General features: G+C 58.7%; 21 protein-coding genes and 1 pseudogene. 8 read left to right on the forward strand and 14 right to left on the reverse strand.

What is annotated here, in order from left to right; genetic code table 11:
• The first annotated feature begins 52 nt into the window (after window positions 1-52).
• Window positions 53-643 carry an HD domain-containing protein gene (locus ACXAC3_RS06195; RefSeq protein WP_475157896.1) on the forward strand — a complete coding sequence of 197 codons (591 nt, stop codon included), beginning with the start codon at window positions 53-55 and terminating at the stop codon, window positions 641-643.
• Here the strand turns inward: ACXAC3_RS06195 and speB are convergent.
• The 10 genes from speB to ACXAC3_RS06245 all read right to left on the reverse strand — a co-directional run bounded on the left by speB (window position 640) and on the right by ACXAC3_RS06245 (window position 11,740).
• Complete coding sequence (gene speB / locus ACXAC3_RS06200; protein ID WP_475157897.1) at window positions 640-1,482, reverse strand: agmatinase; 843 nt, start codon at window positions 1,480-1,482, stop codon at window positions 640-642. The two genes, ACXAC3_RS06195 and speB, sit on opposite strands and share 4 nt — an antisense overlap.
• A complete protein-coding gene (nspC, locus tag ACXAC3_RS06205; RefSeq protein ID WP_475157898.1) occupies window positions 1,479-2,648 on the reverse strand; it encodes a carboxynorspermidine decarboxylase in 1,170 nt (389 codons plus the stop codon). Before nspC ends, speB begins: the two co-directional genes overlap by 4 nt.
• A gap of 102 nt (window positions 2,649-2,750) precedes the next feature.
• A complete protein-coding gene (locus ACXAC3_RS06210) occupies window positions 2,751-3,962 on the reverse strand; it encodes a saccharopine dehydrogenase family protein (RefSeq protein WP_475157899.1) in 1,212 nt (403 codons plus the stop codon).
• A gap of 22 nt (window positions 3,963-3,984) precedes the next feature.
• Window positions 3,985-5,874, reverse strand: a complete 1,890-nt coding sequence (speA, locus tag ACXAC3_RS06215) for a biosynthetic arginine decarboxylase (protein ID WP_475157900.1) — start codon at window positions 5,872-5,874, stop codon at window positions 3,985-3,987.
• A gap of 100 nt (window positions 5,875-5,974) precedes the next feature.
• A complete protein-coding gene (locus ACXAC3_RS06220; RefSeq protein WP_475157901.1) occupies window positions 5,975-7,060 on the reverse strand; it encodes a DUF1513 domain-containing protein in 1,086 nt (361 codons plus the stop codon).
• A gap of 3 nt (window positions 7,061-7,063) precedes the next feature.
• Entirely contained in the window at window positions 7,064-8,074 is a 1,011-nt protein-coding gene (locus tag ACXAC3_RS06225) for an imelysin family protein (RefSeq protein WP_475157902.1), read from the reverse strand.
• A gap of 3 nt (window positions 8,075-8,077) precedes the next feature.
• Window positions 8,078-9,625 (reverse strand): di-heme oxidoreductase family protein, encoded by a 1,548-nt coding sequence (locus tag ACXAC3_RS06230; protein WP_475157903.1) that lies wholly within the window; start codon window positions 9,623-9,625, stop codon window positions 8,078-8,080.
• Window positions 9,585-10,070, reverse strand: a complete 486-nt coding sequence (gene bfr / locus ACXAC3_RS06235; protein WP_475157904.1) for a bacterioferritin — start codon at window positions 10,068-10,070, stop codon at window positions 9,585-9,587. The genes ACXAC3_RS06230 and bfr overlap by 41 nt, the downstream gene beginning before the upstream one ends.
• The gene (locus ACXAC3_RS06240; RefSeq protein WP_475157905.1) at window positions 10,018-10,311 is read right to left on the reverse strand and encodes a (2Fe-2S)-binding protein; all 294 of its coding nucleotides are present in this window, start codon (window positions 10,309-10,311) and stop codon (window positions 10,018-10,020) included. Before ACXAC3_RS06240 ends, bfr begins: the two co-directional genes overlap by 53 nt.
• Before the next feature lie 157 nt (window positions 10,312-10,468).
• Window positions 10,469-11,740: an imelysin family protein gene (locus ACXAC3_RS06245; protein ID WP_475157906.1), complete on the reverse strand. Its 1,272-nt coding sequence runs from the start codon at window positions 11,738-11,740 to the stop codon at window positions 10,469-10,471.
• Window positions 11,741-12,039: 299 nt separating this feature from the next.
• Here ACXAC3_RS06245 and ACXAC3_RS06250 point away from each other — a divergent pair, with 299 nt between their 5' ends.
• Window positions 12,040-12,507: a ZrgA family zinc uptake protein gene (locus ACXAC3_RS06250; protein ID WP_475157907.1), complete on the forward strand. Its 468-nt coding sequence runs from the start codon at window positions 12,040-12,042 to the stop codon at window positions 12,505-12,507.
• 264 nt (window positions 12,508-12,771) lie between these two features.
• Here ACXAC3_RS06250 and ACXAC3_RS06255 read toward each other — a convergent pair whose 3' ends face one another.
• Together ACXAC3_RS06255 and ACXAC3_RS06260 are read right to left on the reverse strand one after the other, a co-directional pair.
• A complete protein-coding gene (locus tag ACXAC3_RS06255; protein WP_475157908.1) occupies window positions 12,772-13,530 on the reverse strand; it encodes an amidohydrolase family protein in 759 nt (252 codons plus the stop codon).
• A 115-nt stretch (window positions 13,531-13,645) separates the two neighbouring features.
• Window positions 13,646-13,960 (reverse strand): annotated as a pseudogene (locus ACXAC3_RS06260) (ester cyclase); the annotation flags it as partial.
• 93 nt (window positions 13,961-14,053) lie between these two features.
• On the opposite strand from ACXAC3_RS06260, the gene ACXAC3_RS06265 reads away from it, so the two are divergent.
• Window positions 14,054-15,052 carry a hypothetical protein gene (locus ACXAC3_RS06265; RefSeq protein ID WP_475157909.1) on the forward strand — a complete coding sequence of 333 codons (999 nt, stop codon included), beginning with the start codon at window positions 14,054-14,056 and terminating at the stop codon, window positions 15,050-15,052.
• A gap of 379 nt (window positions 15,053-15,431) precedes the next feature.
• Here ACXAC3_RS06265 and ACXAC3_RS06270 read toward each other — a convergent pair whose 3' ends face one another.
• A complete protein-coding gene (locus ACXAC3_RS06270) occupies window positions 15,432-16,973 on the reverse strand; it encodes an ankyrin repeat domain-containing protein (protein WP_475157910.1) in 1,542 nt (513 codons plus the stop codon).
• A 279-nt stretch (window positions 16,974-17,252) separates the two neighbouring features.
• Between ACXAC3_RS06270 and ACXAC3_RS06275 the strand changes: the two genes are divergently transcribed.
• Complete coding sequence (locus tag ACXAC3_RS06275) at window positions 17,253-17,618, forward strand: cupin domain-containing protein (RefSeq protein WP_475157911.1); 366 nt, start codon at window positions 17,253-17,255, stop codon at window positions 17,616-17,618.
• Window positions 17,619-17,820: 202 nt separating this feature from the next.
• On the opposite strand, the gene ACXAC3_RS06280 is transcribed toward ACXAC3_RS06275, so the two are convergent.
• A complete protein-coding gene (locus tag ACXAC3_RS06280) occupies window positions 17,821-18,726 on the reverse strand; it encodes an AraC family transcriptional regulator (protein WP_475157912.1) in 906 nt (301 codons plus the stop codon).
• Between the two features lie 35 nt (window positions 18,727-18,761).
• On the opposite strand from ACXAC3_RS06280, the gene ACXAC3_RS06285 reads away from it, so the two are divergent.
• The 4 genes from ACXAC3_RS06285 (at window position 18,762) to ACXAC3_RS06300 (ending at window position 22,665) form a co-directional block, all read left to right on the forward strand.
• Entirely contained in the window at window positions 18,762-19,916 is a 1,155-nt protein-coding gene (locus tag ACXAC3_RS06285; RefSeq protein ID WP_475157913.1) for an MFS transporter, read from the forward strand.
• A gap of 133 nt (window positions 19,917-20,049) precedes the next feature.
• Window positions 20,050-20,466, forward strand: coding sequence for a VOC family protein (locus ACXAC3_RS06290; protein WP_475157914.1), 417 nt, complete (start codon window positions 20,050-20,052; stop codon window positions 20,464-20,466).
• Window positions 20,467-20,886: 420 nt separating this feature from the next.
• Window positions 20,887-21,216: a Nif11-like leader peptide family RiPP precursor gene (locus ACXAC3_RS06295; RefSeq protein ID WP_475157915.1), complete on the forward strand. Its 330-nt coding sequence runs from the start codon at window positions 20,887-20,889 to the stop codon at window positions 21,214-21,216.
• A 192-nt stretch (window positions 21,217-21,408) separates the two neighbouring features.
• Window positions 21,409-22,665, forward strand: a complete 1,257-nt coding sequence (locus ACXAC3_RS06300; RefSeq protein ID WP_475157916.1) for an FAD-binding oxidoreductase — start codon at window positions 21,409-21,411, stop codon at window positions 22,663-22,665.
• The last annotated feature ends 13 nt before the right edge of the window (window positions 22,666-22,678 follow it).

Below are 22,678 nucleotides of genomic sequence, written 5' to 3' on the forward strand. Positions count from 1 at the left end.
ACCATTGCTTCCGGGATAGGCTGACACGGCAGATCAGCCAGAGGACCGCGCCATGCTGGACAAGAGCCACAAACCCACCTGGACCAGTTTCGAAGAGGCGACCAAAGCCGATTGGGATGCCGTGATGGAATATGAAGAGGCGTATAACGCCGCGCTTCCGGACCGGATTCTCGACGCCATCCGCTCATTGGACGAGGAGTGGACGCCATATCCGGTCAACCGGTATCAGCACAGCCTGCAGGCCGCCACGCGCGCCTATGAGGATGGCGCGGATGAGGAACTGGTCGTTGCTGCCCTGATCCATGACACTGGCGACATCCTTTCGCCCTATAATCACGGTGAGTTGTCAGCAGCGATGATGAAACCCTATGTCAGCGAGAAGACCTATTGGATTCTCAAGCATCACTGCGTGTTTCAGGGGTATTACTACAACCACCATCTGGGTGGTGACCGCAACGCCCGCGACAAGTACCGCGACAGCCCTTATTGGGAGGACTGCCGCTATTTCTGCCATGAATACGATCAGAAAGCGTTCGACCCGGACTATCCGACGAAACCCCTGGAATTCTTTGAACCCATGCTGCGCCGCGTCCTGAACAAGGGCGAGGGGCATATGGAACTGAACGAAACCGCAGAAGGCTAGCAGGCGGCCATCAGGCGATAGACGATCTGTGCCGCCGTAAAGTCCCAGGCGGCATTGCCGTCGGGGGCCAGTTCGACCACGTCGAAGCCGACGCAGCTGCGCCCTTTGAGCGCGTGTTCCACCAGCTGCAGCGCCTGATAATAGCCCAGCCCGCCAGGAACCGGTGTGCCGGTTGCAGGCATTTGCGACGGGTCCAGACCGTCGACATCAAAGCTGACATAGACCAGTTCGGGAAAATCCTCGGGCAGGTCGACCGCGTGAATGTTGCCGGTGACCAGTTCTTCGGCATCCACGTGAAAAACGCGGTTCTTCAGACGGCTTTTGGCTTCTTCGGTCGAAAAAGCGCGGACGCCGAATTGGGCCAGTCGGATTCCCTCTTCCGCCAGCAGGTGCATGACCGAGGCGTGGGAGTGTTTCTCACCCTGATAGGCGTTGCGCAGGTCGGCATGGGCGTCGATCTGCACGATGCCGATCGGTTGCCCCAAGGCGCGGGCAACACCCATCACAGCGCCATAGCTGAGTGAGTGCTCACCCCCCAGAACAACAGGTACCTTGCCCGCTTTGACGGCGGCTTCGGTGCGTTGGGCGAGACGCTCCATGATCTCGGGCAGGGCCGCATCGCAATCCAGCGGCGGTTCGGTGTGGATACCTTCGACGCAGGGTTCGGCGTGGCCGGTGATCCGCTCCAACTCGTTACTGGCCTCGATGATCGCCTCGGGACCCTTGGCGGTGCCCGATCCGTAAGAGACGGTACGTTCCAGCGGTACAGGGATCACGCGGAACCGGGCGTTTTCAGTGCGCTCGAACGCGGTCAGTTCGCTGTTGAGGAAAATGCTCATGAAAGTCTGTCCTTGAAGTCGTCATAGCCGAACTGCCTGATGATTTTCAGCGCATCCGTTTCGCTGTTCCACAGGGCAATTGCCGGCAGGGGCACGCCGTTGAACGTGTTGGTCTTGACCATCGAATAATGCGCCTGATCAAGGAATGCGAAGCGCTGACCGATCTCAAGCGGTGTGTTCCAGGTGTAGTCTCCGATCACATCACCCGCCAGACAGGAGGGACCGCCCAGACGGTAGGTATGGCCCGTGTCGGCCTCGTCCATCAGGGCCGGGCGATAGGGCGCTTCGATGACGTCCGGCATGTGGCAGGTGGCCGAGATATCGGTTATCGCGAGGCTCATGCCATTGGTCGGCAGGTCGAGGATTTCGCCAACCAGAATGCCCGCGTCCAGCGCCACGGCCTCGCCGGGTTCGAGGTAGATGTCGATGTCATAGGTTTCGCGGATGGCTTTGATGAAGGCCACCAGCCCGTCGCGGTCGTAATCGCCACGGGTGATGTGGTGGCCGCCGCCGAAGTTCAGCCATTTGAGCTGGTCGATGAAAGGCGCGAGTTTTGGTTCGACCGAGGCCCATGTGCGTTGTAGCGGCGCAAACCCCTGTTCGCAGAGCGTGTGCATGTGCAGGCCGTCCACACCGCTCAGCGCCTGCGCGTCAAGCTGGCTGACCGGCGTGCCGAGGCGTGAGCACGGGGCGCAGGGGTCATATTTCGGAACCTCGCCTTCCGAGTGTTCGGGGTTGATGCGAAGACCGATCTGCACGCCTGTATTTTGGGCTTTGGTCAGGAACCTGTCTTTTTGCGCCGGGCTGTTGAAGATGACATGGTCGGACAGCGACAGGATTTCGTCGATGTCGCTGTCTTTGTATCCGGCGCAAAAGGTCGCGACCTCGCCCCCGTATTCCTCGCGGCCGAGACGGGCCTCATAGATACCGCTGGCGCAGGTGCCGCCGAGATTCCGGCGCACCAGCGGCGCCAGTGAGAACATCGAAAACGCCTTGAGCGCGCTGAGGATATGCGCGCCGGATTGTGTGCCGATATCGGCGAGGATGGCCAGGTTCCGTTCCACGGCCTTTTCATCGACCACGAAACAAGGGGTTGGTACGCGGCTGAGGTCGAGCTTGCGGAAAGCTCCGGCGTCTCCGGCCTGTGTGGTCATCATTTCTGCCATGGTGGTGCGCCTTAGATGTTGGGGAGGCAGGGGGCGCTGCCCCCTCTTGCCCTGCGGGCAACTCACCCCCGAGGTATTTTTGGCCAGATGAAGCTGCGCGGATCAGAAATCGACCGGGCCGTCGAGTTCGTGGACCTGCCATGGAAGGCCATGGGTGTTCAGCATGTCCATGAAATCATCCGGATCGAGCTGTTCCATGTTCCACACGCCCGGCTCGGTCCAGTTGCCTTTCAGAACCTGTGCCGCGCCGATCATGGCAGGGACGCCGGTGGTGTAGCTGACGGCCTGGCTGCCCACTTCGCGGTAGCATTCTTCGTGGTCGCAGATGTTGTAGATGTAGTAGGTCTTCTCGCCCGAGCCGTCCTTGGCCTGACCTGTGGCGATGTCGCCGATACAGGCCTTGCCCTTGGTTTCCGCGCCCAGGTCACCGGGATCGGGCAGCAGGGTTTTCAGGAACTGGATCGGGATGATTTCCTTGCCGTCATGCATCACCGGGTCGATGCGGGTCATACCGACATTTTCCAGCACCTTGGCGTGGGTGATGTAGGCATCGCCGAAGGTCATCCAGAAACGGGCGCGCTCGATCTCGGGGAAGTGGGTGCTGAGCGACTCCAGTTCCTCGTGATACATCAGGTACATGTTCTTGGGGCCGATCGCGGGGAAGTCGAACTCGACCTTGTGGGTCATGGCGGGGGAGTGTTTCCACTCGCCACCTTCCCAGTGGCGCACTTCGGCCAGTACTTCGCGCAGGTTGATCTCGGGGTTGAAGTTGGTGGCGAATTCCTGATCGTTGCTGCCGCCATTGGCATCCAGCACGTCGATCTGACGGATCGTGTCCAGCTTGTGTTTTTTCAGCCATTTGGCGAAGACGGAGGTCACGCCCGGATCGAAGCCCGAGCCGAGGATGGCAGTCAGGCCCGCCTGCCGGAACCGTTCCTGATAAGCCCATTGCCAGTGGTATTCAAACTTGGCTTCATCTTCGGGCTCATAGTTGGCGGTGTCGAGGTAGTGGATGCCGGCCTCAAGGCATGCGTCCATCAGCACCAGATCCTGATAGGGCAGGGCGAGGTTCACGAGGATCTCGGCCCCGGTGTCCTTGATCAGCTTGACCGTGTCTGCGACCTTGTAGGCGTCCAGCTCGGCGGTGGCGATATCAACACCCACACGCTCTTTCACAGCTATAGCGATGGCGTCGCATTTCGATTTCGTGCGGCTGGCCAGAGTGATTTCTGTGAAGATGTCAGAATTCATCGCCATCTTGTGAACGGCAGCGTGGGATACGCCGCCTGCGCCGACAACCAGTGTTTTGCCCATGGGGTTTTCTCCTCTCAAGGGGTTATTCGTAATAGGTGTAGCCATTGATCGAGTCGCGATAGGCGCTCATCAGGGTTTTGCGGTCCTTGGCTTTCAGAGTACCGGTCGAGATCGCCTCGTCCACCATTTTGCGGAAGGCGGCGACACAGTCCTGCGGGTCGAACTCGACATAGGACAGGACCTGGCTGATCGTGTCGCCCTCTTGTTCGTGCAGCAGGTCAAAACCGCCATCGGCGCGCAGGTCGATGGTGACGACATTGGTGTCCCCAAACAGGTTGTGCAGATCGCCCAGCGTTTCCTGATAGGCACCGACAAAGAAGACGCCCATCAGGTATTCTTCATCCTCTGGCAGGGAATGCACCGGCAGGCTGGGGGAAACGCCGTCGGCCAGAATAAAACGGTCGATCTTGCCGTCACTGTCACAGGTGATGTCCGACAGAACCGCGCGGCGGTCGGGGGGTTTGTTCAGCCCTTGCAGCGGCACGATCGGGTGTAGCTGGTCGATGGCCCAGACATCCGGTAGCGACTGAAACAGAGAAAAATTGCAGTGGTAGATGTCGGCCACTTTCTCAAGCTGATCGTCAACGTCGGTTTCCAGATCGTCGGAGGCGGCCAGGGCCTTGAGGCGGGCCATCAGCGATAGGTAGATGCGTTCGGCCCGGGCCATCTGGCGCAGGTCGACGTAACCGCGGCGGAACAAAGCGCGCAGCTCGTTGCGATAGAAGGTGGCGTCGTTCCAGCATTCCTGCAGGCGGTCGCTGCTGAGGTAGCCGTGCACGGCGGCAAGGTCCGCAACCATGTGGTGATCGTCCGACTGGACCTCTGGTCCGTTGGGCGCGTCATAAAGCGTACTTTCCAGAACATTGAACACCAGCATCGAGGAGGTCGCCACCACCGCACGCCCACTTTCGGTGACAAGTGTGGGGTGATCCACTTCGGCCTCATCCATCGCATAGGCCACGGTTTCGACGACATTGGCGCAGTATTCCTCGACCGTGTAGTTGATCGAGTTTTCGGCGGCCTTCTTTTCGCCGGTATAATCGACGCCCATGCCGCCACCGAGATCCAGGTGGGTCAGCGGCACGCCCTCGCGCGTCAGTTCGGTGTAATAGCGGCACGCCTCGCCCACCGCGCGGCGCACGTCGTTCACGTCTTGCACCTGGCTGCCCAGATGCGAGTGTTGCAGCTTCAGGCAATGCAGCAGGCCCGCCGCCTTCAGCTTGTCTACTGTGGCGACCAGTTGATCAGTGTTCATGCCAAAGGCCGAGCGGTCGCCCGAGCTTTCCTCCCATTTCCCGCTGATCTGGTTGGTCAGTTTGACGCGCACGCCGATAAGGGGTTCGATGCCCAGTTCTTTGTAGACCTCGATCACCGTATCCGCCTCCTTCGGGCTTTCCAGCACGATCACCGTGTTGAACCCGATCTTGCGGCTCAGGATGGCGAGTTGGATGAATTCAGCGTCCTTGACGCCGTTGCAGACAATCAGAGCCTCACTGGCCAGCCGATGTGCCAGCGCAACAACCAGTTCGGGTTTGGAGCCGGCCTCAAGCCCGTAATTGTACTTCTTACCGAACTCGACAATGCGGTCGACCACCTGCGCCTGCTGGTTGACCTTGATCGGGAACACCCCGCGATAGCTGCCCTTATAGCCCACCCGCGCGATGGCATTGCGGAAGCTTTCATTCAGGTGGGCGATCTCATGTTCCAGATAAGAGGTGACGCGCAAGACCATCGGGGCCTTGATCCCGCGGTCATCCAGATCGCTGAGAATGCCGGGCAGGCTGATGGCCGCCGCCTCGGGGGCCATCGGATTGCGCAGACCGATCTCGCCCCGCTCTGTCACCTCGATGAGGCCTTTGCCCCATTTCTCAACTCCGTAGACGGAATGCGGTGCGTCGGGCGTCTGTTTCAATCAAGTCGGTCCTTACAGCAGGGGTGCCAGTTTCGCGCCCGCCAATACGGCAGCAGTTTGATTCTTCCAAGTGTAATCTATGTGACGGGTTTTGCCGAATTCACGCTGTTGGGCGAATTGGGATCAGGTGGTTGTCCCACAGGCAGTCCGACCGGGCGAAAACGCGGACCCCGTCATCTGTCAATTGGCCGATGGTCCCGGTGCCGGTGGTGAAGACGAACCCGTTGCCGCCGGGGCCAAGACCGCAGACATCCTCCAACGCGAAAACGCCCGCAATCTGGCCGTCCGCCACCCTGAACCAGTGCAGTGCGTTTCCGCGCGGGCAAGTTATGGCAACAGTGTTTCCGTCCTTGGCAAAGGCGACGCTGCCGGCATAGCCTTGCGTCCGGCTTTGGGCGATGTCCGGGGCCGTCAGCAGGCGCGGTGCCCCGCCCCGTTGGTGCAGGCCCAGCAAGGGCGGGTGCCGGGACTTGTCCCCCTGCCATTGCATGGCAAACGCCACCAACCCGTCCGGTCGCACGGCCAGATGACGGATCGAGTTCTTGTGCAACTCCCGTGGCAGCTCAACCTGCTCCAGCAGCGCGCCGGAAAGGTCTAGATAGCTGAGCCGCGGCTGCATCACCGGCAGGTTCAGCTTGGTGCGGCCGGTTTCGGGATGGGTTTCGATCCCGCCATTTGCAACAACAAGCGTCTTGCCGTCGGGCATCAGCCGCATGTCATGCGGGCCAACGCCGCCCGAGGGGAATTCGCCGATCCGGGTATAGCTGGTGGTGTCCCAGATGCCGATCACGCCCTCGGCGGCCTCAAAATCGTTTTCGGTGGTGTAAAGCCGCGCACCATCGGGCGAGAATACGCCATGGCCATAAAAATGTCGCCCGACCGGGGTGTTCAGCCGGGTCAGTTCGGTGCCCGAGGCACAGTCGATGACAATGGCAAAGGTGCCGGGGCGGCGGGCAAAGGCAACGGCTTGCGGACGATGGGGATGCGCCGCCGCCGCATGGCCGCGCGCGGGCAGGGGTAATGTGAATAATGAATCGCCCTCTGCGCCCAGCCCGGCCAGCCGATAGCTGCCGTCTGGGAACAAGGCCGCAGCCAGATAATCCGGCGCGCCGACTGATGCCCAGCCGCGCATCGGTGCAAGGCTGGCGGCGGCCAGACCTGCCAGAAAGTGGCGGCGGCTGGTCATCGCTTAATCTCCATCCAATGAGTTGAACCCGGCGCTGATACCGAGCGTCGGGCCAAGCTCGGCCGAAACAATCGCGCGGATATCGTTGATCGACTGCTGCAACGCCTCGATCCGGAACCGCGTCCGGGCTGAGGCCACACCAGCCAGCGCCGGCTCGTCCAGAGACTGCGCCCGGTCAATCGCCGCTGCAAACGCCCGGTCTAGATCCGCCGCGATCACCGTGTGATCCACCGACAGATGTGCCGCCAGATCCCGCAATGCGATCAGGGAAAGCTCTACGTGGCGCAGGGACCGATCCGACCGCCGCGCCTCGGCCCGGTTGGGACGCGGGCGGTCGAAAGTGCCAAGGGGGCGGCCCAGCCTCGTGTCGGCGGTAAATTCCAGACCGGTGGTCAGGGCCCTGAACAGCTCTTGCATGGCCTCGTTGTCTGAACGGTAGGGGCTGTTTGCGCCCGGCTGGGTCAGGGTCAGGGCATAGCTCTTCCAATCGGTGCTGATGTCACGGGCATTGCGGTCGATATCGGTGGAAATCGCCTGAATCAGCGCACAGCGATAGGCGACGTCGCCCTGTTCCGCAATTTGCGGGTCATACAGCATCTGCTCCAGGGCAAAGAAACCGCGCCCCGCCACCGATGTTTCCGCAAATGTTGCCGGGTTCTGAACGGCTGCGTCCCCGGCGGCGATGAGACCGGACAGCGCTTTGGGTGTAAAGCCTTTCGTGTCCGGCCAGAAGGCCAGCGCAAATGCGCGGTCTTCAACCTCGGATGGGCCAAAGCGCAGGTGGCTGACTGAAATCCAGTCGTCGAAAGCCGCGTGGTAGGCTGCGCGCAACTGCGGCGAGTTCGGTGTGCAATCCGCCTGCGCCGCCTGTGCCAATGTCTCGGTCGCGTCGGACAGGGCGGCAAATCCGGGCAGGATATGCTGGTTGACCGTGCTGGTCAGGATCGGCGCGCGATCCTGCGCAAGTGCCGAAAAAGGCAGCGTCAGGGCGAGGACATAGACAAGGGTACGCATTGGTCAAAGGCTTTCCAGAAAACGGATCAGGGCGTCGCGGTCGGGTTTGGGCATGGAAACGACCGTATCGCGGGCGGTCTGCGCCTCGCCCCCGTGCCAGAGGACGGCCTCCAGCAGCGACCGTGCGCGGCCGTCATGCAGAAACTGCGTGTGGCCCGAGACCTGTTCGGTCAGACCGATCCCCCACAGGGGCGGCGTGCGCCATTCGCGGCCGGTTGCACGGGCTTCGGGGCGGTTGTCGGCCAAGCCTTCCCCCATGTCGTGCAACAACAGATCGGTGTAGGGCCAAATCAGCTGAAAACTGTGTTCCGGCTGGTCTTCCATGCGATGAGTGACAAATGCTGGCGTATGGCAAGCCGCACAGCCGGTATCGTGAAACACTTTCTTGCCGCGCAGAACCTGCGGATCGTCCACATCGCGCCGGGCCGGTACGCCCAGATTGCGGCTGTAGAAGGCGACCAGTTCCATGCCGACCTGATCAATCTCGAACCCGCGCACGTCACCATCCCCATGCGGCGCGTTTGTGCATCCAGCCTGTGCCTGGGTGCAGCCACCGTGGCCCGCTGGATAGAGAGGGCTGGAGATACCGATATCGCCCGCAAAGGCGGCCGCCGATTGCTCCATGATCGTGGGCATCCCGGCCTTGTGGCCGAACCGGCCCATCATCGGAGCGCCATATTCGATGGACCAGACGACGTTGGGCCGCCCTGAAATTCCGTCGCCGTCGGTATCGTCCGGGTCCGCGTTTGCCAGCAGATCGTCTACCGGGATCGACTCGAGCAAACCCAATCCGATCATCTGCGGCGCCACCCGCGGGCTGAACATCGCGTCGGGATGCAGCGGTCCGTATCCCAGATCGGCCGCCTTGTAGTCGGGTTGGCGCAGGGTGACGGTGTCCCCGCCCGACAACGTGACCGGAATCTCGTCATAGGTGATGTCCAGCCGGTACTCTGCCGGATGTCCCGGCAGTGCCAGATCCTGCATCTGGTTGCCATAGTTCGGCTCGGGCAGCGTGGCGATATAGTCCTGAATCTCGGCAAACCCGTTTTTAGGCCCACCGGGGATCGAAACACGCAGGAACATGGAAATCGCATTGTCATCCGGGCCGTTCGGAGTGTGCCCGCGCCCGTCCTTGATGTGGCAGCGCTGGCAGGATCGCGCGTTGTACAGGGGTCCCAGCCCATCAGAGGCCAGGGTTGAGGAAGGTGAAGACACCCAGATTTTTCTGAACAGGCCGTTGCCGACCCGGAAGTCCAGTTCCTGTTCAAAGCTCAGGTTGCCCGATGGTTGCGAAAACGCATCCGCATCGTTGCGCGCCCGGACGGTCGCGGCCCCGGCAGGCAAGCCCTCGAACGGCTGCGGCGCGCTGAAATCCTCCGGGGCTGCAGTGGCCTTGGTGATCCGGGCGCGTTCGTCTTCGGTTCTGGGAAAGTGGTTCAGATGATAGTCCCGCAATTCGGCGGACAGGGACTGGGTGGCCGCCAATGCGGCCACCGTCAGGATGACGGGCCTACTCGCCTTCGTCCATTTTCGATGCGTTGAGTTGCGCATAATTGGCTTCGCCAATCCTTTCGTACAGGTCAAGCTGCGTTTCGAGAAAGTCGATATGACCCTCTTCATCCGACAGCAGTTGTTCGAACAGACCCATCGACACGTAGTCGCCGGCCTCGCGGCAATATTCGCGCGCCTCGTTGTACAGCGCCCGGGCGTCGATCTCGGCCGCCAGATCGCATTCCAGCGTTTCCTTGGGCGTCTGGCCGATCCTCAGGGGGTCCAGCTTTTGCAGATTGGGATGACCTTCCAGAAAGATGATCCGTTCGATCAGCTTGTCCGCGTGGCCCATCTCTTCGATGCTTTCCTCGCGACTTTTCTTGGCCATATGGCCAAGGCCCCAATCCTCCTGCAGGCGATAATGCAACCAGTACTGGCTGACGGCCGTCAGCTCATGCCGCAGGGATTTGTTGAGATATTCTATGACTTTGAGATCGCCCTTCATCTTCACTCTCCTGTGATGCTCCGGTGCGCAGTGCACGAAGCTGCATGGGGACTTCCAGCTTATCGCTGGAACGCATCGAGTCTAGGAAAAGTGGCATGCACCCGCCACAATCCGCTGACTTGCCAAGGGCGTGGTAGATCTTGCCGGGCGTGATGACCGCGTAAGGGTCCGATGTTCGCATCCAGTCAATCACGGCGCGAATGTCGTGGTCCGAGATTTGGGTACAGTGGCAGACGATCATGGTTTCAGGGCTTCGAAGTCGATATCTTACAAGAATAGTAAGTTATTATTTCCGCGTCCAGATGCAAAACGCGCACTTGCCGTAACAAAGGCGCGAATGGGCGGAAAGTGACGCACCGGAACAGGGCCGGGTCGTAACTGACCCGGCCCGGAAGATATCACTGAAACACCGCGTTGGGGTTGTCCAGGCTGTCCGATCCTTCGAACTGGATCTGGTCCAGCTCCAGCGTACTGACGATCCGTTCGATGGTCTTGGTCTGATCCACCAGACCGTTCACACCGCCCATGATCAGCACCTCGCCCCCCTTGTTGCCGCGCTCCAGCATCTGGTCATAGGCGAACCCGGCCTCAGCGGTCGATTTCAACCGACCCAAAGCCTGCATGGTGTTGGCCAGCTTGACCTTCATTTCGGCGTCGAGTGACGGGTCGGTGGCAATCACCAGATCGGACAAGGACGCGCCGCTGACCGGGGTGCCGTCGATGCGGGTGTAGCGGCCCAGATAGACGTTCTGAATCCCCAACCCATCATAGTAGTGGCTGTTGTGGGTATTGTCCGAGAAGCAATCATGCTCTTCCTCGGGGTCGTTCAGCATCAGGCCCAGACGCATCCGCTCACCCGCCTGCTCGCCATAAGACAACGAGCCCATACCGGTGAGAATCGCGCTGACGCCTGCGGTCTCGTTCGCGGTCAGGGCAGCCCGCGCGTCGCCACCGTCCTGCCATTGGGCGGCCATCCATTCCAGATCGCTGACCAGAAGTTCCGTCGCGGCGCTCAGGTATTGGGCGCGGCGGTCACAATTGCCGCCGGTGCAAGCGTCACCCTGGGCATAATCGGTCCATGAACGGTTGCCGGCGCCGGCGCCATGACCGTTCAGGTCCTGACCCCACAGCAGGAATTCGATGGCGTGATAACCGGTGGCAACGTTGGCCTCGATCCCGTCGGCCTCATGCAGGGTTTCGCCCAGCAGTTCAGGGGTGATCTGGCTCGCATCAATAGTTTCGCCAGACAGCACGAAGCTGGGGTTGGCGATAACGTTCAGGGCGGCGAATTCATTCTCGTCGGTGGGGCCACCGTATGCGGCGTCTACATAGTCAATCAGCCCCTCGTCCAGCGGCCAGGCGTTTACCTTGCCTTCCCAGTCGTCGACGATGGCGTTGCCGAAACGGTAAACCTCGGTCTGCTGATAGGGCACGCGCGCCGCTATCCAGGCCGCGCGGGCCAGATTCAGCGTGACGTCCGACGGATCGGCGATCAGGGCGTTGACCGCCTCCTGCAACCGTTTTGCCGCGATGAGGCTGTCATCATACTTGGCCTCGGCGATATCCGCATAGGTGTTCAGAACATCCGCCTTGGACGGTGCATCGGCGGCAATCGCTGCCGAGGCGAGGCTGAGCGTCAGGGCGGTTGAGGCCACAAAATATCGGGTCATGGGTATGCTTTCCTGTCAGAAACATATTTCAAGCGCCTGCTGCGCGGCGCTACGTGAGGCAATAACTGAGTGAAATAGTCACCTATGTCAACCTGAGTTTTATTGTCAGGTATGTGACACCTATACTGCACATTGACTGGGCAAGGACGGGTGCGCCAACGCCCTGAGTTTGCGTGGTTTCTGAAACTGACTAGTATGAATCCCGTGATTCCCTGTTAGGTGGTGACCGGTTTATGAAAAGCGTTTTTCTTTCACTGATCCTGTTTCCTTCTGCTGTCTTGTCGCAAACTTCGGGAGAAGTGGCACATGAACACGGCACCGGGCATCTCGATATCACCTTTTCCGAAGCCGGGTTTTCGCTGTCCCTGGTGGTTCCGGCGGCCGATATCGTCGGCTTCGAAGGCCCGGCGGAAACCGATGATGATCGCGCGCTGGTCGCGGTTGCGATCTCGGAACTTTCCAAGCCGCTTGAGTTGTTTGTCCTGCCGGAAGAGGCGGGGTGCTTTTCAGCATCCGCGAATGTGACACTGTCCGGCGAGGCGCTGGGCCAGGACAGCGGAGACGTGCAGTCGGCGGATCAGACGGAACACACAGAATTTCGCGCCGATTATCAGATACAATGTCAGGATTTCGGCCTGGTTGAAGGAATCGAGTTCTTGTACTTCGACAACTTCCCAAACGCGCAGCGGCTGATCGTCCGGACGACCCAATCCGGTGAAACGGGCACAACCGAAATCACGCGAGACCAACCCAGGCTGGCGTTTTAGCGGAGCGTGCAACTTGGGAGCACTCGTGTTTCTGGCAAACCGAAAATTGGCAGTTTGCAAAATATGAATTGCCGTACGCAGGATCGCTTTTGGAGGGATTTCCGCCGGTCAGCCAAAGTGACAGTTATGACGGACATCGCAATAGAACAATTTCTCATTGGGATTGCTGACCTCTCTTGCATAAAAGGCACCGTCCTGAACTTTGAACCGACGGCAAAACCTACGCGCCTGCAATTGAATTACAGGTCTTCGACTGACGCAGTTTCACAGCCAATTGATCCCATAGAAACGCTTTGCTGTGCCATGGCAGACATCAGGTTGCGCCCCGTTCGGGATGAGGCCCAGATATCGGGAATCAAGTTCTTCGAACGTGGAAGAGAGGCTGTCGACCGGAAAATTTGATCCAAACATACAAAGATGGGCTCCAAACTGCGACAGGCAGGTTGAAACGATGGGCGAAACGCTTTGGGGGGTCCAGCCATGATCGAACATTCCGAGGCCGGAAAGCTTACAGTAGACATGCGGCAAGTTCGACAACGACGCCAGCGCCTTTGCCCAATCCCGCAGGCCCTGTGTGGCGCGGTCGTAAGGGGAACCTGCATGACACAGGGCGACATCGGTTTGAGGGGCTTGCCCCAGAACATCTGCGGTTTGCTCCATCAACTCAGGCAAGAGTTGCAGATCAAACGTCAAACCGCGCTCGCCCAGCTGCCCCAGACCGGCCAGGAATCTCGGGTTCTTCAGTAGCTCATTGGTGCCCGTTTTCGTATCCTCACCCGGTGCTCGCCCGATAATCTGACGAACGCCGCGTGCCGACGGTAGGTTTTGAAGACGGTCGAGTTGCGCAGTCAGATCGTCTGCGGTCAGATCGCAGAACGCAACCTGCACCAAAGGCCAGTCGGGGTTTTGATCGGCGACAGACTGAACCCACTGCGCCTCGGCCCACGGGTCGGCGGCACCGACCTGGATGTGGACTGATGCTGTGAAACCATGGGCCGAGGCGTCTGCGCGATACTCGGGCACAAATGGTCCCGCTGAATTGGCGTGGTGTCGCCGAAAAACCGAACGGCGCCTTTCTCCAAAAGCCAGGGGTAGTTGACAGCGGACAGGTTCCACAGAAGGTGATGGGCGTCGATCCTCATGGAGCTTCGGCCCGCGTCGCGCGTTCCAGTATGTCGACGCCCTGTTGTTTCCAGAAATGCACCAAATCGATGAAGACCCAGTTCTCGGCAAGCTTGTCGTTAGCGCGGTGATAGATGTCGATCACACGGAACGCGCCGGGTTTGTCAGTCGCCGGCATGCCCATGAGTCCGCCTGATGGAACAGCCGTCAAATTGGGCCAGCCGAAGAAACCGCTGTAATGCCCTTCGGCCAGACGACAGATGTGATCCGTTTTTGACGGGTCGGAAAAAGCCGCGCGGAACAGGCCGGAGTGTTGCGGGGCATACTCCTCTGCGCGCCTGTCGTGGACTGGCCGCAAGCAGGGCAGACTGGACAGCCAAAGGCGGCATCAGGCACAATCGCGGCATTTTATGGAGTAGGGTTTATGGCACAGCGAATTATCATGATCCACGGCCGCAGCACGAAGCCGGCAAAAGCCAGACATGCCGTCTTTTTGCGTAAGGCGCTGCTTCAGGGCTTGAACCGGTACAATCCGAGCAAGGCCGAAGCCCTGGAAAATGGCGATGTCGAAATCGACTATGTTTACTATGGCGACTTCAACAACCGCCTTCTGGCGGAGGCGAGCGACGAAGTGCGCCAATCCCTGACCCACACCGATCCTCATTCCGGCAACGCGCCGTGCATTCCGGATGACGGTTATTTTGAATCGATTGACGCATTGCTGAACTTCAAACGCTTTGACAAACGTGCCTACAAAAAGGTCATCAAGGAAAACGATGATCTGCGCTTCGTCGATGAGGTCGCCAGCGCGATATCAACGATTGCCGCCATTGCTACGGCCACTTTTATGAACGAGTTCGCGATCAAGCTGGCAACAGCGGATATGGGCGCATACCTCTTGCAGCGAAAGGTCGGGTCAGCGATCCGCGAGCGTCTGCAGGAACCGTTGCGCAAAGCGCTGAAACGCGGCGATGATATTTGCCTCATCTCTCACTCCATGGGCTGCATGGTCGCCTATGATGTATTGTGGAAGTTCTCGCGGATGAGCGAGTACAAAGACGTGCGGGCAAATGAAAACCGTGTCAGCAAGTGGATCACTCTGGGCTGCCCGCTGGGTGAAGCCGGTGTAAAGGCAAACCTTTACGATGCGAATGAACGCACCTTCAACGACGGGACAGACAAACACCCCTATCGGATCATAAAAGATTGGGAAAACGTGGCGGCCGTAGACGATTTCATCAGCCATGATTCAAAGATGAAGGACGACTACAAGTTGATGACAAAGTTCGACCACCTAAACAGTATCAAGGATACGCGCATCTACAATTGCTGGGCAATGGACGGCAAAGCCAACCCCCACAAATTTTATGGTTATCTTGCGAACCCTGCCACGGCCAAGATCATTGCTGACTGGATGGGCTAGCAACGATATTTCTCAACCGGTCTGAGGCAACCAATTATAGTCTGTTTTTATCAGAGCATTCAGGCTTGTGACGAGTTTCCGCCGACAGCCGTCATGATGGCCTCACGTTGCTTCCGTTCGGAGATACACACCACCTCCCATTCTGGTGTCGCTTGGCCCCCACATCGGCAGTAGTTGGCTTTTTGTGACAGTAGGGAACTGGGTTTCTCGCAACAACTCATGGTGTAGTCCAAGGTCGGAATTGGGATGGCGCTTCGTTTTTACCCAGGATATTGGTCCTACCCTGAACCCTCTTTTGGGCGCAGATGTGGCCGATTTTTTGATCCGATAGACAGGTCACCTGCTGTGGACCGCTGGTACGACGCGAACGCTCTAGGTTTCAAGCCACCCCATGTTCCACAACTTGTTCGGGATGCGATTTCGCCCAATCGGCAAGAAATGCGGACATTTCGGGCACCGTCGCAAGCTGCGGTGCCTTTCTGGGAAGAGCGACACCGTTTTCCAGCGCCATACGTGCGCACTCGATGTGGTCACGGCGCGCCCTTTGCGGGCAGTTTTCCGATCCGTGAATGATTGTCGACAACAATGTGCCTCCGTAGGCGTTGGTGTGATCGAGGTTGGGGTTCTGGTGCAGAAAGTAGGACATTACATCGACCATCCCTTCCCAACCTGCCAAGTGAAGCGGTGGCATGCCCATTTCGTCGGGCAGGTTGGGGTCAAAACCAATTGCGACAAGACGTTGCATATGCGGCAGGGTGCCTTCGCGCCAGACGAGGCGGCACAGAAGATACCTCATCTCATCCGTCAGAGTATTCATATCGATCCGATCTTCCGGGTTCGGCTTGCCGTCCGCTGCCCGTGCAAGTAGCTCTTCTGCAGACGAAAGATTTGTGGACGCACCGCCGCGCACCAGAACATTGGCCACATCACGGTTCCCGAAGATGCGGGCAAAGGCATAGGGCGTATGGCCGCGACTGACAGCATCGGGGTTCGCCCCATGTTCCAGTAAAAGCCGGGCGATTTCACCCGAAGCCAAACGCCGGGCCGCTTGATGCAAGGCTGGGATTACCAAGGACGGTTCGCCCGAGGGATGCGGAGCAATGCCTTCATTTGGGTCCGCGCCGTATTCCAGCAACAGGCGAACGGCTTCCGCGCTGTCGAAGTCGATTGCCCGCGGCAATGCATTTGTACCCTTGGGATTTGCACCATGCTCCAACAATAAACGAAGGCCCCTAGTATGTCCGAGTTCGGTTGAATGATACAGGGACTCGTGGTCATTCGGATCCGCGCCATGTTCAAGCAACCATTTGGCCAATGGCAAATTGTCTGCGTGGCCGACAGCTCCGTAAAGCGCGGACAGCCGGTGCTCTGCGTCCGGTTCGAATGCAAAACTGTCATTCACATCCGCACCATGGGCAATCAACAGCTCGGCCATGGCCAGCATGTCACCCTCTTTTTCAGGTGCGGCCTTGATGTGCTTTGAAAACGCTAGATGGCACATCGGGCGACGCGGTGGATATTCACGGATCGCGGCATCTGCATCCCGTGCCAGGACTTCGCGCATCGCATCCACGTCGTACAGCGCGATGAGCAGAGGCACTTGACTGTCGGCAAGGTCTGGATCAGCCGCTAGCAGGTGCGCGACCGTCTCGGACGAGCCGTTGTACAGCGCCCAACGCAGCCGCCCTTGTTTCTGCGCGCGGTCCATGCCCTGGGTTTCGGCGGCCAGTTTCAAGGCTGGCCATGACGCATAGCCTGTCTCACGCGCGATTACGTGCAGGCAATCGGCGTGTTTGTATGTTCCGTTCACGGGCGTTGGAATTATGCCCAGAACGCGCAGGATTGCGCCTTCGTCACCTGTTGTCAGTGCTTTGCCCAAGGCTTTGGCATCACGGCGCAGTTGATCGAGAGATTTGGTCATCGGCATTCCCTCCGCTGCCCGACTGTCCGCTAATCCGGGCTGAGAAACCGATGTGGTTTTCATTCATTCTCTGAGAGGCGCCGATGACAGCTTTCCGCGGACCGGGTGGCCGCCTCAAACGGCCTCAGGTCAGGGTATCTCTTGCTAGCCTATCTCGCAAGCAGGATGGCTACAAGGTAACGCCGCGGGTTCTTGCGCATATTCAATGCTGCTATGAATATGAAAATCAGGGTCTTGAGTGGATGCCCACGCAACTATTGATGTCCAGGGAGCACGACCATGCGTTATGACAGGCTGTATGCTGATTCAGATGGGCAAAGCCATTGGGAAGACGTGGGCATTACTTTACGGGAACGCAGTTTTGCGCCTCCGGCGAAGCCTATTGAGATATCGGACCCGGAACCGGTCAAACAGACTTTGTTTCTAAGGTTGCGAGCAGGTTGGAATGAACCGATACATCCGACTCCGGTCGCGCAGAGCCTCGTCTGTCTCGCAGGTTCCGTGAGAGTGACGGCAAGCGATGGTGAAGCGCGTGATATTGGTTCTGGCGATGTTTGGTTTATGGAAGATAAACATGGGGTGGGCCACCATACTATGGTGACGAGCAAAGAAGATTTCGAAGCGATAATTATTCAGTATGAGTGATCTGAACTTGATCCAACTTTCTAAACAAAGTCCTGTAACTATTAACTATTCAAGCAATTTGACGCCGTGCGGTCGATTTCGTGCCGGCTTAAGGAAGCTGCCGCGTGGGTCTCGGTAAAAAGGTATTGGGCTGGCTGATGGCGATCCAGGTTACCTGCCACAAGGTATTGCCTGTGTTCGCAATCTTGGTACAGAGGTCGGCTCAGCGCCTGTCTTGATTGTCTTCTAGATGTCCGCGAGCAGGCCATTTTCCAAAGAACTCGCTTGGGCTGACGCCGAGTGCCTGACGAAACATGTAACTGAACGCGCTGGACGACCCATATCCCATCTCGAAGGCAACTGTCGTCACCTTTTGGCCCGCGGCCAAAAGTGAAACAGCGTGTAAAATCCGAGCGTGTCGCAGCCATCGCGAGGGCGGCATCCCCGTCTCGGCGATGAACAGACGTTCAATTGTCTTGCGACTCGCGGGCGCATCAGCCAGCCAAGTTTCAACCGAACGAACGGCACCGGGGTCATCAAGTGCTGCCTGGGTGAGATCTCGAATTCGATCGTCCCGCGGGAGAGTCAGTGACAGGGGCACGTCGCGCGCAGACAGCAGTTCGTGACGGAGCAGCGTGTGCAGGGCATCGTTGTGTTTCGACATTCTTGCCTCTGTGCTGTCAGGCATCGTCGCTGAAAACAATGCACCGAGCAGAGGGGTCATGGAGATTACCCGACAATCCCGACCAAGCTGATCTGCTTCATCTCGATTAACGTCCACGTAGACCATGACATTGTTGGCGCCGTACCGCATCCAATGTTCGGTATCTGGCGGTATCCAAACAGCCATGGCTGGGCTCAACAGCAAAACGCGGTCAGGTGTCCCCACATACATGGAACCCGAGGCAGCGGAGATGAACTGGCCGTAGTCGTGCACGTGCCAGTCATAGTTTTCACCCGGCTCAGGTCTGATCGTCTCGCCAAGGTACGGGGGGCGATTGATAGTCTTGGTCTGAGTTTTTACCACTGACGAATCCTCGACACAAAATGCCCAACCTTCGACTGACAGACATATGCGCTTGGGGTAGGTTTTGACAAGTGGCCGGGTAAAACGCCCAAACTTCCACATCAGGGTTTCCAATTCGCATGAACAAGCGCGCTTTCATGACATGGCTCGTTCTGGGCCATCTTGCCAACGATTGGCCAATTGCTGCGTTGTGGCTGATTGTGCCGACCGCCGGGATTGCAATGAATCTCACACCCACAGAAGTCGGGCTGCTATTCACCTTGTTCAGCATAGGTGGGGCGCTGGCTTACATCCCGGCGGGGTTGCTGGTTGATCATGTTTCGCACCGGGGGCATCTGCTTGTGGCGACCTTTTGGTGGGTTGCGATCGGCTACGGGCTGGCAGCGCTTGCGCCCGGGTTCTGGAGCTTCGCGTTGCTTCTTGCCGTCGCAGGCATGGGAAATGCGGCGTGGCACCCGATAGCGACAGGAATACTGACCCGCGACAATAGAAACGGTCGCGCACACGCTTTGGGGATACACGCGATAGGCGGATCCTTTGCCGAGGTGTTGGCCCCGTTGTCTGTCGGGTTTCTTCTGTCTGCGGTTGACTGGCGCGTTGCGCTAGTCATCTCGGTTGCTCCCACAGTGCTGCTTGGTTTTTGCTTTTTTTGGATCGCGCGCGCCATTCCACCTGTCAAAAGACGCTCCGCGAACCGACGAAGCTTTTTTGACATTCTGCGGGTGTGGCCCTTGGGTAGCGGTTTGCGCATCGTCGCCCTGATCTGCCTCTACAATATGGCGTTGATCGCGCTTTTGAGCATGATACCGTTTTACCTGGCGTCCATCCATCAGCTCGCGCCAGCGACGATAGGTGTGACCTTTGCGGCTCTGCTGACAACCGGCGCGCTTGCGCAGCCATGGGTTGGATGGTTGTCCGACGGCATTGGGCGGGGGCTGGTTCTTATCGTCGGTAACGGAGTCGCGGCATTGGCGGTCACGGTGCTTGCTTTTGCTCCCCCATTCTGGGTGATGATTTCGATGATGATAGCCGGTGTCGCCGCCCTTGATGCAATCCGCGCGGTGGTGTTGGCCAGCGCTGTGGATTATTCGGAGCGCAGCGAAGGCACGACGCTTGGCCTCGCGTTCGTTCTGATGGACGGGGTTGGTGCGTTAGGTGCGGTGCTGGCCGGAATTGCGGCGGGCGTCTCGTGGCCTTTCATGTTTGGCCTAGCCGCTGTGTTTGCCTGGGTTGCGGCGATCTTGAGTGTCCGCATTGCCACCGAAGACGCGGAGAAGAAACAAATGCGCTAGGCCGTTCGCAGAAACTTGCCCATGGCTGAACCGAAGGCGGCCGCGAATGCGATACCCCTACGAAGCGAGAGTTGGCCCACCACATGGCCGCATACACACAGTGCAACCAAGTGTCCCGAAAGGAATACACAGCATGATTGCCTATGTCACAATCGGCGCCGATGACATCTCTCTCGCGAAGCGGTTTTATTCTGCGTTCCTGCCCGCGCTTGGATACGAACTTGAGGAAAGCCCCGAAGGATTAAGCTGTGCGCTGCCCGTACAACCCGGCCAATCCGTTGCTCTGCCTGAGCTTTACGTAAAAGCACCATTCGATGGGCATCCCGCCTCGGCGGGCAATGGCACCATGATCGCATTCGAACTTCGCAGCCAACAGCAGGTCCGTGATCTCCACTCTGCAGCGCTTGCCGCAGGGGGATCTGACGAAGGTCAGCCGGGTTTCCGGGACTTATACGGTCCACGTTTCTACGTTGGCTATCTACGGGACCCTCAAGGCAATAAGATCGCATTGTTTTCCAATGATCCAAGCGAACCCGGACGGGATGGGTAGAGCGGGTTAGCCTTTGGTGGACGCGTTACGTGCCCTCGGTTGGAACCGCATCTTTCCGGCGACGGCGACTATTTCAAAAAGAGAGTTGGCGCAGGTGAGCTAAAAGGATCGATCAGTGCCCACCCTCTGTCTGTTTGAATAGTACGTTGAGATTGCCAGTCGACACTAAAGTCGCCGCCGAAAAACCCGTTGTAGCCAGGCCTTTGCAACACAGCTCTTGACGACGCCGGTCCTGCACGCAGACGATACTTTTTTCTACGCGCCTCAACCACTGCTTGATTTTTCGTCGCTTGTTCTGCACAACTATAGCGACACTGGCCAGAGCGCCATCTTGGCCGGTGTTCGGGAGGCCGGTGATTTCAGAATAGCGCCGATTTCGGGATTACATATGGTGGCGTTGATACCATTGGGAGATTAAGCATGAGTGTTGAAAACCTGAAGGAATATGCACGACGTTGCGCCGCAGATCCTGAATTGCGCGCCAAGGCCAAGGAAATCGGCGCCACGGATCTGGATGGGCAGATTGCTCATGCCGCATCAATGGGTCTGGCCTGGACAAAGGAAGACATGCAAGCCTACCAGGAAGAGATTCAGGCCGATGGCGAGCTTGGCGAGGATGATCTTGAAAAAGTTGCCGGCGGCGTCGTGACAACCACCGCAGCCGCCGCAGCGGCCGTTGTGTCCGCAGCCGCCGCTGTGGTCGGGACCGCGACCGCGGTGACCTCGACAACAACCGGCAGCGGTTGGTAATAGACTGGCGCAGCCTTCGGGGCCTGCGCATTTTCAACGCGACCCTCCGGGCGGATGTTCGGAGGGTATTTTGTTAGGAAATAGCGAAGCGATGCCGCGCTGGGAATTGCCTCGGTTCGCGCTAATCAAATCAGTCTGGCAAGATTCGGTCATCCAGTTTCGCCCGGTCAGACATCAGCAAAAGACCCTTTGATGCCACTCGCTGATTACGGAAAACTATATCTTACGCCGCTCGGTCCGTCTTTGCGCGCGCCCCAATCCGATGCGGAAGCTATCGCGCAATGGCGCGAGGAACTCTCTCGTGGACAACGGCTGCGGGTACGGGGCAGCGGTCATAGTCTGAGCGGCGCAAGCCTGCCCAGAAGGGGCGAAACACTTTTCCTGACGCATGGCCTGAACCAGTTCGAAGTCTTGGAACCCAACCTGTTGCGGGTCGGCAGCGGTGCCATCATGTGGGATATCCGCGATTTCGCAGCGGCTCATGGGATGAGCTTGCCGGTCTTTAACGGTGGATGGGCAGGCCCGACACTAGGTGGCTATGTCAACGCCGGAGGCATGGGGCTGCGCGTGCCGCCTACCACGCGAGAGGCTGCAACGCGCGGCGAGTCCAATGACGGTTATGTCTCTATCTCGGAAACACATGGCGGCTTTTGGGCTCATGTCGCGGCACTTACTCTGCTTGATGGCCGCGGAGAATTGCGAAAGCTGACTCCGGAAGATTCAGATTTCCATTGGATTTTCGCGGCAATGGGTCAATTTGGTTTGATCCTGGACGTGACCCTTCGACTTCAGCCCGTTCCGGGCGAGAACAATCGGTTTTCTGTTGGCCAAAAGGGCAGAATACCGGTCACCAACCCGCTCAACCCCTCCGAAACAAACGACCTGCCGGGACCGGATGGCATCGACTGGCTCTATTGGTTCTCGGCCATGGTTCCGGTCGCCGACGAAGACCGGTTCTGGACGTTGCTCGGGGATTGGAGCAACCGACACTCCGCCACGCTGGAGCCCAGCGGTGGATGGGTCGGGCCGCCTCTGAACGGAGAGCCCATCGGCTTCCGGTACCTTGTGAAGCGCCGCGCCCCGGTGCCGCCGCTGCTGTACCCGCGGGACGAAGATTTCGTTCTAATGGGGGTGATGGCGCTGTGCCGTGGCATCGGCAGGCCAGAGGTGGAAGCCGCGCTTGTCGCAGCCGAGCAGGACTTTGTCTCGTCCGTTATTGATGAAGGCGGTCGTCTTTATGTACAAGCCGAGAACCTGAGCCGGTCGCTGGACTATGCCGACTATTACGACGCAGAGACTTGGGCGACGTTTTGTGCTTTGAAGAAGAAGTATGATCCGCAAAGCCTTGTGAACATCGGAGAGATTCAGCGATCAAAAGAGACGGAACCTGTAACCGTCGCTCAGATTCGCAGGCTTGCGGCCGCCACGCAGCGTGTTCTGAATACCTAGCCCGTCGGCCTGA

Source organism: Ruegeria sp. ABV4_181 (assembly GCF_056158465.1).

What these genes read in the sequence shown, in the direction of transcription:
- ACXAC3_RS06195 (WP_475157896.1), top strand. Translation starts at nt 53, where the DNA reads ATGCTGGACAAGAGCCACAAACCCACCTGGACCAGTTTCGAAGAGGCG.
- speB (WP_475157897.1), bottom strand. Translation starts at nt 1,482, where the DNA reads ATGAGCATTTTCCTCAACAGCGAACTGACCGCGTTCGAGCGCACTGAA.
- nspC (WP_475157898.1), bottom strand. Translation starts at nt 2,648, where the DNA reads ATGGCAGAAATGATGACCACACAGGCCGGAGACGCCGGAGCTTTCCGC.
- ACXAC3_RS06210 (WP_475157899.1), bottom strand. Translation starts at nt 3,962, where the DNA reads ATGGGCAAAACACTGGTTGTCGGCGCAGGCGGCGTATCCCACGCTGCC.
- ACXAC3_RS06220 (WP_475157901.1), bottom strand. Translation starts at nt 7,060, where the DNA reads ATGACCAGCCGCCGCCACTTTCTGGCAGGTCTGGCCGCCGCCAGCCTT.
- ACXAC3_RS06225 (WP_475157902.1), bottom strand. Translation starts at nt 8,074, where the DNA reads ATGCGTACCCTTGTCTATGTCCTCGCCCTGACGCTGCCTTTTTCGGCA.
- ACXAC3_RS06230 (WP_475157903.1), bottom strand. Translation starts at nt 9,625, where the DNA reads ATGCGCAACTCAACGCATCGAAAATGGACGAAGGCGAGTAGGCCCGTC.
- bfr (WP_475157904.1), bottom strand. Translation starts at nt 10,070, where the DNA reads ATGAAGGGCGATCTCAAAGTCATAGAATATCTCAACAAATCCCTGCGG.
- ACXAC3_RS06240 (WP_475157905.1), bottom strand. Translation starts at nt 10,311, where the DNA reads ATGATCGTCTGCCACTGTACCCAAATCTCGGACCACGACATTCGCGCC.
- ACXAC3_RS06245 (WP_475157906.1), bottom strand. Translation starts at nt 11,740, where the DNA reads ATGACCCGATATTTTGTGGCCTCAACCGCCCTGACGCTCAGCCTCGCC.
- ACXAC3_RS06265 (WP_475157909.1), top strand. Translation starts at nt 14,054, where the DNA reads ATGGCACAGCGAATTATCATGATCCACGGCCGCAGCACGAAGCCGGCA.
- ACXAC3_RS06270 (WP_475157910.1), bottom strand. Translation starts at nt 16,973, where the DNA reads ATGACCAAATCTCTCGATCAACTGCGCCGTGATGCCAAAGCCTTGGGC.
- ACXAC3_RS06275 (WP_475157911.1), top strand. Translation starts at nt 17,253, where the DNA reads ATGCGTTATGACAGGCTGTATGCTGATTCAGATGGGCAAAGCCATTGG.
- ACXAC3_RS06280 (WP_475157912.1), bottom strand. Translation starts at nt 18,726, where the DNA reads ATGTGGAAGTTTGGGCGTTTTACCCGGCCACTTGTCAAAACCTACCCC.
- ACXAC3_RS06285 (WP_475157913.1), top strand. Translation starts at nt 18,762, where the DNA reads ATGACATGGCTCGTTCTGGGCCATCTTGCCAACGATTGGCCAATTGCT.
- ACXAC3_RS06290 (WP_475157914.1), top strand. Translation starts at nt 20,050, where the DNA reads ATGATTGCCTATGTCACAATCGGCGCCGATGACATCTCTCTCGCGAAG.
- ACXAC3_RS06295 (WP_475157915.1), top strand. Translation starts at nt 20,887, where the DNA reads ATGAGTGTTGAAAACCTGAAGGAATATGCACGACGTTGCGCCGCAGAT.
- ACXAC3_RS06300 (WP_475157916.1), top strand. Translation starts at nt 21,409, where the DNA reads ATGCCACTCGCTGATTACGGAAAACTATATCTTACGCCGCTCGGTCCG.